The sequence below is a fragment of the Kitasatospora sp. A2-31 genome, assembly GCF_022288725.1.
In the GTDB taxonomy this organism is placed as follows: domain Bacteria; phylum Actinomycetota; class Actinomycetes; order Streptomycetales; family Streptomycetaceae; genus Kitasatospora.
Window position 1 is genome coordinate 24,609 of the sequence record NZ_JAKNTA010000009.1, and the last position, 8,771, is coordinate 33,379.

At 73.9% G+C, this 8,771-nt stretch carries 5 protein-coding genes; 2 read left to right on the forward strand and 3 right to left on the reverse strand.

Annotated features, from left to right (window positions below):
* Positions 1–15: 15 nt before the first annotated feature.
* A complete protein-coding gene (locus MCM47_RS24395; protein ID WP_238863839.1) occupies positions 16–1,218 on the reverse strand; it encodes an ROK family transcriptional regulator in 1,203 nt (400 codons plus the stop codon).
* 370 nt (positions 1,219–1,588) lie between these two features.
* On the opposite strand from MCM47_RS24395, the gene MCM47_RS24405 reads away from it, so the two are divergent.
* Positions 1,589–3,388: a PQQ-binding-like beta-propeller repeat protein gene (locus tag MCM47_RS24405; protein WP_305068014.1), complete on the forward strand. Its 1,800-nt coding sequence runs from the start codon at positions 1,589–1,591 to the stop codon at positions 3,386–3,388.
* A 107-nt stretch (positions 3,389–3,495) separates the two neighbouring features.
* On the forward strand, positions 3,496–6,087 hold the full coding sequence (gene pepN, locus MCM47_RS24410) for an aminopeptidase N (protein WP_238863840.1): 2,592 nt from the start codon (positions 3,496–3,498) through the stop codon (positions 6,085–6,087).
* Between the two features lie 154 nt (positions 6,088–6,241).
* Here pepN and MCM47_RS24415 read toward each other — a convergent pair whose 3' ends face one another.
* Together MCM47_RS24415 and malQ are read right to left on the reverse strand one after the other, a co-directional pair.
* Positions 6,242–6,472, reverse strand: coding sequence for a hypothetical protein (locus MCM47_RS24415; protein ID WP_238863841.1), 231 nt, complete (start codon positions 6,470–6,472; stop codon positions 6,242–6,244).
* A gap of 21 nt (positions 6,473–6,493) precedes the next feature.
* On the reverse strand, positions 6,494–8,614 hold the full coding sequence (gene malQ / locus MCM47_RS24420) for a 4-alpha-glucanotransferase (protein ID WP_374209198.1): 2,121 nt from the start codon (positions 8,612–8,614) through the stop codon (positions 6,494–6,496).
* Positions 8,615–8,771: the final 157 nt, after the last annotated feature.

Genomic DNA, 8,771 nt, shown 5'->3' on the forward strand with positions numbered 1-8,771 from the left:
CCGCCGCACCCGTACTCACGAACGGGCGCCGGACGCCTGTGCGGGCCGGCCGAGCGCCCCGGAGTCACCCATCTCGCTCATCACCAGCGCCAGCGCGCCGAGCACCTCGGCCCGGCCGCCCAGGGTGCCCGGGACCACCGAGAGCTGGCGGGCGGCGCTCGGGATGGCGTAGCGGGCCACCGAGTCCCGGATCGGGGCCAGCACCAGCTCGCCGGCGTCGGCGAGGTCGCCACCGAGGATCACCCGGCGGGGGTTGAGCAGGTTGCACAGGGTCGCCACGCCGGTGCCGATCTGCCGGCCGGCGTCGGCGATCACCCGGCGGCAGCCGAGGTCGCCCTGCTGGGCCAGCTCGACCACCCGGGGCAGGGTGAGGTCCGGGCCGAGGGTGGAGGTGAGCAGGCCCAGCAGGTAGCGGGAGCCGACGAAGGTCTCCAGGCAGCCGCGGTTGCCGCAGCGGCACACCGGGCCGGCCTCGTCCAGGGTGATGTGCCCTATCTCGCCGGCGGTGCCGCCCGGGCCGCGGTAGATCTGGCCGTTGACCACCAGGCCGGCGCCGACACCGCTGGCCACCTTGATGTAGGCGAGGTCGCTCAGGCCGCGGCCGGCGCCCCAGACCAGCTCGCCGAGCGCGCCGAGGTTGGCGTCGTTGTCCACGTGCACCGGCATGCCCAGGCGCTCGGCCAGCTCGTGGCCGGGGGCGATGCCGGTCCAGCCGGGCAGGATCGCGGTCGAGCCGAGTGCGCCGGTCTCCACGTCGATCGGGCCGGGGACGCCGAGGCCGACGCCGATCACCTTGTCCGGGCGGAAGCCCGCCTGCTGCAGCAGCCGCTCGACCAGCGCCTCGGCGCGGTCGAAGCCCTGGGCGGCGGAGACGTCGACGTCGATCGGGGCGCTCTCCTCGGCGAGCACGCGGTGCGCGAGGTTGCCGACGGCGACGCGGAGGTGGGTGTGGCCGAAATCGATCCCCACCACGATGCCGGCGTCGCCGCTGAGCGACACGCTGCGGGCGCGGCGGCCCCCGGAGGAGGTGTCGGCCACCACGACGGTGCCGCTCTCCTTAAGCTCCCGGACGATGTTGGACACGGTGGCCGCGGAGAGCCCGGTGCTGCGGGCGATCTCGGCCTGGGTCAGCGAGCCGGCCATCCGTACCGCACGGAGCACCCGCTCCAGGTTCGCCCGGTGCAGTGAGGACTGCGAGCCCGGTGTGTCCGTCGACATGATCCACCCTCCCAAGGGCAGGGGAACCGCTCGGCCGGGTATTCCCCTTTCAACTCCTGAAGCCTAGGCCCTGAGGCGTCCGGACGGTGCGGCGACCGGCGAGGCGGGTGGGGGCGGGGGCGCACCCGGGCGCCGGGACGACCTGCGGCAAGCGGTCGGGCGGCGCCGGCCGGCGCGGCGACACGCCCGGGTGGGTGCGCGGCGGACGGCGGGGAAGCCCGGCAGCTCAGCGGGCTCGCGGGGGCGCTGCGGGGCTCCTGCGGCCGGGTGAAATCGGGCCACCCGTACCATGGTGCCCAATCTCACCCGTCCCACGGTCCACGGATGTGATCCGGCCGGGGGACGATTTCCAGACATGACGGGGCATCAGATGGCAGGGGATCACCCTACTCCAGGGGCGGGCGACTCGCCCGGCAGCAGTCCGGCGGACAACCGGGGCGTACCGCTCGGACGCAAGGCGGGCGTCGACCCGGCGGCCGTCGCGGACCAGATGACACGGCTGGACGGAGCGCCGATCCCGGGTCAGGGCGGCCCGGCCGCAGCGGGCACGCCGCCGCAGCCCCCGGCCCAGCCGCCGGCACCGGGCAGCGACTACGCCTACGCGCCCACCGCCGCCGCCGGATTCCCCGCCCAGGCTCCGCCGCCGCCGGGAGCAGCACCCGTCGGCCCGTACGACCCCGCCCCGACCAACGGTCAGGGCTACGGCTACCCGGCTGCGCAGCAGGCCGACGGCGGCTACGGCTACCCGCAGCAGCAGGCCGGGTACGGCTACCCCGGCGCCCCGGTGCCGCAGCCGCCCAAGCAGCGCAACCCGGTGATGCTCTGGGGCGGCATCATCGGCGGTGTGCTGGCGATCGCCATCATCGCCGCCCTGGTGGTCCTGTTCACCGAGAACGACAAGCCGGACAACCCGTCCGCCAGCGGCGGCACCAGCGCCTCCGGCGGCACCGACACCGACCCCAGCGCCTCGTCGGGCTCGGGCGGCTCGGGCGGTGGCGGCGGCAAGGCCGGCGCCTACAACCTGGCCTGGAGCGCCCCCAAGCCGGCCGCCGCGGCCGGCGGTTCGCAGCTGCTCGGCATCTGGGGCGCCGACAAGACCGTGGTGCGCGCCGACAGCTACGGCATCCGCGGCCTCAGCGCCGCCGACGGCAAGGAGCTGTGGAACATCGCGCCGCCGTCCGGCAGCAAGGAGTTCTGCGCCGCCTCGTACGGGGTCAACTCCAAGCACATCGCCGCCGTGGCGCTCAACACCGGGGACAGTGACTGCTCCACCGTCGGCGCGATCGACGTCAGCACCGGCAAGCTGCTCTGGACCGTCAAGGCCAGCCAGGAGCGGATGTCGTACCCGACCCTGACCGTCACCGACAAGGTCATCGGCATCGGCGCCAGCAACGTCGTCGGCGCGCTGAACGTCTCCGACGGCTCGCCGGCCTGGCAGTTCCAGCCGCGCGAGAAGGACTGCAGCGTCTACGGCAAGGCGGCCGGCACCCAGATCGCGGTCAGCGACCGCTGCTACGGCTCCGGCACCACCACCAAGTCCCAGCTGGTCGTGGTGGACGCCGACAGCGGCAAGCCCGCCACCTCCGCGCCGATCACGCTCACCGGCAGCATCGAGCGGGTCGACAAGGTCATCTCGGACCAGCCGCTGGTGCTGCTGGTGACCAACGGCCCCAACGGCGACTACATCCTGCCGTTCGACAAGGGCACCAAGCCGATGACCCCGATGTCGGTCAAGGAGCCCGGCGCCGACAGCCTGCGCCTCTCCGGCCAGTCCGACGCGTTCACCCAGAACGTGGTCAGCGGCAACACGCTCTACGTCCAGGTCAACCCGAGCAAGCCGGCCGTCAACGCCTACGACCTGACCACCGGCAAGCGGCTCTGGTCCTCCAACGGCGGCAACGACGGCGACATCCGGCTGGTCTCCGGCACCGACAAGGACGGCAAGGTCCGTGCGGTGGTGGACATGGGCTACAACAAGGACGCCAAGCTGGTGACGCTCTCGCCGACCGACGGCAAGCCGACCGACCTCGGCACCATCGCGAAGCAGAAGAGCACCGACTTCATCAGCATCACCAGCACCGAGTACGTGCTGCAGTCGGACGGTTCGCTGTACGGGTTCTCCCGCAGCTCCAGCTCCGACTCCCCGGTGCTGAAGTACGCGAAGAAGTGACGCGCCGACACCGTTGACGCTCCACCCCGCCCGGACCCGTTTCCCCCGGACCGGCACGGCGGGCATGGGAGGATGCGGACCACCAGCCTGACGAAGGAGTCCAGCGAGTGCCCGGCACCAACCTGACCCGTGAGGAGGCCCGCACCCGGGCCGACCTGCTGCACGTGGATGCGTACGACATCGAGCTCGACCTGAGCTCGGCCCGTGAGGGAGGCACCTTCCGGTCCACCACCGTGGTCCGGTTCACCGCCACCACCCCCGGCGCGGCCACCTTCATCGACCTCGTCGCCCCGAGCGTCGAGGAGGTCGTCCTCAACGGCGAGCGGCTCGACACCGCCAACTTCGCCGACAGCCGGATCGCGCTGCCGAACCTGGCCGCCGAGAACGAGCTGAAGGTCGTCGCCAACTGCGCCTACACCAACACCGGTGAGGGCCTGCACCGGTTCGTCGACCCGGTGGACGGCGAGACCTACCTCTACACCCAGTTCGAGGTGCCGGACGCCCGCCGGGTCTTCGCCTCCTTCGAACAGCCCGACCTCAAGGCCTCGTTCGCCTTCACCGTGACCGCGCCCGAGGGCTGGGTCGTGGTCTCCAACTCCCCCACCCCGACCCCGGCCGGCGACGGCCCGACCCGGACGTGGACCTTCGAGCCGACCGGCCGGATCTCCAGCTACATCACCGCGCTGATCGCCGGCCCGTACGTCGGCGTCTTCGACGCCTACGAGAACGGCGACCAGAAGGTGCCGCTGGGCGTCTACTGCCGCCCCTCGCTGCGCGAGTTCCTGGACGCCGAGGCCGTCTTCGAGGTCACCAAGCAGGGCTTCGACTACTTCCAGGAGAAGTTCGACTACCGCTACCCGTTCGCCAAGTACGACCAGCTGTTCGTGCCGGAGTTCAACGCCGGCGCGATGGAGAACGCCGGTGCCGTCACCCTGCGCGACCAGTACGTGTTCCGCTCCAAGGTGACCGACGCCGCGTACGAGGCGCGTGCCGCCACGATCCTGCACGAGCTCGCCCACATGTGGTTCGGCGACCTCGTCACCATGGAGTGGTGGAACGACCTCTGGCTGAACGAGTCGTTCGCCACCTACGCCGAGGCCGTCTGCCAGGCAGAGGCGCCCGGCTCGCGGTGGCCGCACTCGTGGACCACCTTCGCCAACCAGATGAAGACCTGGGCGTACCGGCAGGACCAGCTGCCGTCCACCCACCCGATCATGGCCGACATCAACGACCTGGAGGACGTCCAGGTCAACTTCGACGGCATCACCTACGCCAAGGGCGCCTCGGTGCTCAAGCAGCTGGTGGCCTACGTCGGCCAGGACGCCTTCTTCGAGGGCGTGCGGGCCTACTTCAAGCGGCACGCGTGGGGCAACACCCGCCTGAGCGACCTGCTCGGCGCCCTGGAGGAGGCCAGCGGACGCGACCTCAAGGCGTGGTCCAGGGCCTGGCTGGAGACGGCCGGCATCAACGTGCTGCGCCCGGCCGTCACCCTCAACACCGACGGCGAGATCGAGTCCTTCGCCGTCCTCCAGGAGGCCCCCGCGCTGCCGGCCGGCGCCAAGGGCGAGGCGGTGCTGCGCCCGCACCGGATCGCCATCGGCCTGTACGAGCTGGCCGACGGTGCGCTGGTGCGCACCGACCGGATCGAGCTCGACGTCGACGGCCCGCGCACCGAGGTGCCGCAGCTGGTCGGCCGCCACCGCCCGGCCGTCGTCCTGCTCAACGACGACGACCTCTCCTACGCCAAGGTCCGCCTCGACGAGGACTCGCTGGCCGTCGTCGCCGAGCACCTCGGCGACTTCACCGACTCGCTGCCGCGCGCGCTGTGCTGGGCCTCCGCCTGGGACATGACCCGCGACGGCGAGATGGCCGCCCGCGACTACCTGGCGCTGGCCGTCTCCGGCCTCGCCCGGGAGTCCGACATCGGCGTCGTCCAGTCGGTGCACCGCCAGGTCAAGCTCGCCCTCGACGCCTACGCCGACCCGGCCTGGCGCGAGCAGGGGCTGGCCCGCTGGGCCGAGACGGCCGAGGCGCAGCTGCGCGCCGCCGAGCCGGGCAGCGACCACCAGCTGGCCTGGGCCCGCGCGCTCGCCGCGGTCGCCCGCACCGAGGGCCAGCTGGACCTGATCGCCGGGCTGCTGGACGGCTCCGTCGAGGTCAAGGGCCTGGCCGTCGACACCGAGCTGCGCTGGTCGCTGCTCGGCCGGCTGGCGGCCACCGGGCGCGCCGACGAGGCCGCCATCGCGGCCGAGCTGGAGCGGGACAACACCGCGGCCGGCCAGGAGCACGCCGCCACCTGCCGCGCCGCCCGGCCGACGGCCGAGGCCAAGGCGGAGGCCTGGGCCGCGGTGGTGGAGTCGGACAAGCTCACCAACTACGTCCAGGAGGCCGTGATCGCCGGCTTCCAGCAGGCCGACCAGCGGGAGCTGCTGGCGCCGTACGCCGAGAAGTACTTCGCGGCCGTCAAGGGCGTCTGGGAGACCCGCAGCCACGAGATCTCGCAGCAGATCATCGGCGGCCTGTACCCGTCGCTCCAGGTGGAGCAGGCCACGCTGGACGCGACCGACGCCTGGCTGGCCGCGGCCGAGCCCGCTCCGGCGCTGCGCCGGCAGGTCGTCGAGGCGCGGGCCGGGGTCGAGCGCGCGCTGCGGGCGCAGGCGGCCGACCGTGCGGCCGGGGCCCGGGCCCTGGGGCACTGACGTCCTGCCGTGGGGGCCGCGGGTCACGCCCGCGGCCCCCACGGGCACCGGGGGCCGCCGGCCGCCCGGACGCCGCGGAAACGCCCGAGGGGGCGCCGGACGTGCTGTCCGGCGCCCCCTCGGGCGTGTACGGGGTTGGGTGGAGGGCCCGCGGCTACTTCTTCTTGTCCTTGGTGCCGTACGGAATCCCGGCCAGCGCGCCGATGACCACGAAGAGGCCGATCGGCAGGAGCACGAACAGGCCGAGGGTCTGGGCGACGCTCAGGCCCGTACCCGGGTCGTCGCCGTCGTCCCGGGTGAGGGCCATGGCGGGCGACGACAGCAGCATCATCAGCGTGACCGTTGCGGTGACCGCGCCGGCTCGCAAAGCGTTCCTCTTGTCCACGTCGCCCAACTTACCCGCCGCTTACGTCGCCGCGCGCGGCGGGGTCGGCCTTTCGGGCCCGTCGAGCAGCACGGATGCGAGCGCGGCGGCCGCCGGGTCCGCGGCCAGCCTGTCCAGCGTCACCGGGTCACCGGCGCCGTCGGCGACCGGCAGCCGCCAGTTCGGGTACTGGTCCCATGTTCCGGGCAGGTTCTGCGGGCGCGGATCGCCCACCAGATCCGGCAGCCAGACCCCGACCAGCTCGGCCGGTGTGGCCCGCAGGAACCGGTACAGCGCCTGCGCGGAGAGCGGCTCCTCCTCCCCCAGCAGGCCGAGCGATACCAGCTCCGCCCGCCAGTCGGCCAGCTCCGTCGCGGCCTCCGTCTGCTCCTCGCCGAGCGTGCGGGCCAGCAGGCCGAGGCGGTGCCGCAGTTCGACGTGCTCGCCGGAGAGCCGGGCCGCGGTGCTCGGCAGGTCGTGGGTGGTCAGGGTGGCCAGGCTGCCCGGCCGCCAGCGCTCCGGGGCGAGGATCTCGCCCTTGGCCTGCCAGTCCCGCTCGAACCAGAGCACGGAGGTGCCGAGGATGCCGCGCACCGCCAGCTCCTCCCGGACCCCCGGCTCCACCGTGCCGAGGTCCTCGCCGATCACCGCCGTCCCCGCCCGGTGCGCCTCCAGGGCCAGCACCCCGAGCATCGCCTCCGCGTCGTAGCGGACGTACGCGCCCTCGGTCGGCGCGTGGCCGGCCGGCACCCACCAGAGCCGGAACAGGCCCATCACGTGGTCGATCCGGATCGCGCCCGCGTGCCGGGCCGCCGAGCGGAGCAGCTCCGCGTACGGGGCGTAGCCGGCCGCGGCCAGGGCGTCCGGGCGCCAGGGCGGCAGGCCCCAGTCCTGGCCGTGGGCGTTGAAGGCGTCCGGCGGCGCGCCCACCGAGATGCCGGTGGCGAGCACGTCCTGCAGCGCCCAGGCGTCGGCCCCGTCCGGGTGCGCCCCGACGGCGAGGTCGTGGATCAGGCCGACCGGCATGCCCGCGGTGCGGGCCGCCTGCTGGGCCCCGGCGAGCTGCTGGTCCACCTGCCAGGCGAGCCAGCGGTGGAACTCGACGGCCTCCGCGCGCTCCTCCGCCGCCAGCCTGACGTGCGGGCTGTCCGGGTGGCGCAGGCCCTTCGGCCAGGTGTGCCGGTCCGCGCCGTGCACCTCGGCGAGGGCGTTCCAGAGCGCGTACCGCTCCAGCCACTCCCCCTCCCGCCGCCGGTACGCCTCGTACGCGGCCCGGCGCCCGGCGCCGCGCGGCACCGCGTGCAGCAGCTCCAGCGCCCGGCGCTTCAGCGCCCAGACCGCGTCCCGGTCGATCAGGCCGTCGTGGGACAGCACCTCGGCGCGCAGCCGGGCGGCGCGCCGGACCAGCTCGTCGGCCTCGGCGCGCTGCTCACCGGTCAGGTAGGCGTACTCGGGGACGGCCTCGACCCGCAGGTGCACGGGGTCGGCGAAACGGCGGGAGGAGGGGCGGTAGGGCGACGGGTCGGAGGGGGTCGTGGGCAGGGCCGCGTGCAGCGGGTTGATCTGCACGAAACCGGCGCCGAGGCTCGCCGCCCACTGGGTGAGCTCGGCGAGGTCGCCGAGGTCGCCCATGCCCCAGGAGCGGTCCGACAGGACGGAGTAGAGCTGGACGAGGAAGCCCCAGCTGCGGCCGGGGAGCTGTGGCAGGCGCTCGGGGGCGACGATCAGGTGGGCGCGCTGCTCCGTCCCGTTCGTCACCGCCCTGAGGGTGTGCCGGCCGAGCGGCAGGTCGGCCGGCAGCCAGTGCGAGTGGCCGCACGGCAGCTCCCAGACGCCGCCGTCCTCGAGTTCGACCGCGAGCCGCGCGTCCGCCGGTACGTCCAGCGCCGTCCGGCGCCCCTGTCGCACGACCACGGTCGGCGGCAGCAACCGTGCCCGCTGCTCGGCCCGGTGACGCTCCAGGGCCTGCCGTGCGGCCTCGGGCGTCCCCGCCTCCACCCCCAGGGCGGCCAGTACCGCGACCAGCGTCCGCGTCGAGGGCCGGTAGGTCGTGTCCACTCCGTACGCCTGGGCCAGCGCCACCAGTTCGGCCGGGGGCGGCGGGGCGTCCTGCGCCGGCACCTCCAGGCCCTCGGCTCCGTCACGATCGAGATAAGCGGCCACTCGCGGCTCCTGCGGTGTCTCGGCAACGCCCGGTCAGAACAGCCACAGTCCTACCCGCGTAACGGCCCGGTGACTCGCTGCGACACGACGGCGGGGCCCCCCCATGAGCGGGGCCCCCCCCTTTCCTCCCCCCTCCCGCCCCCCCCGCCCCGAGCCG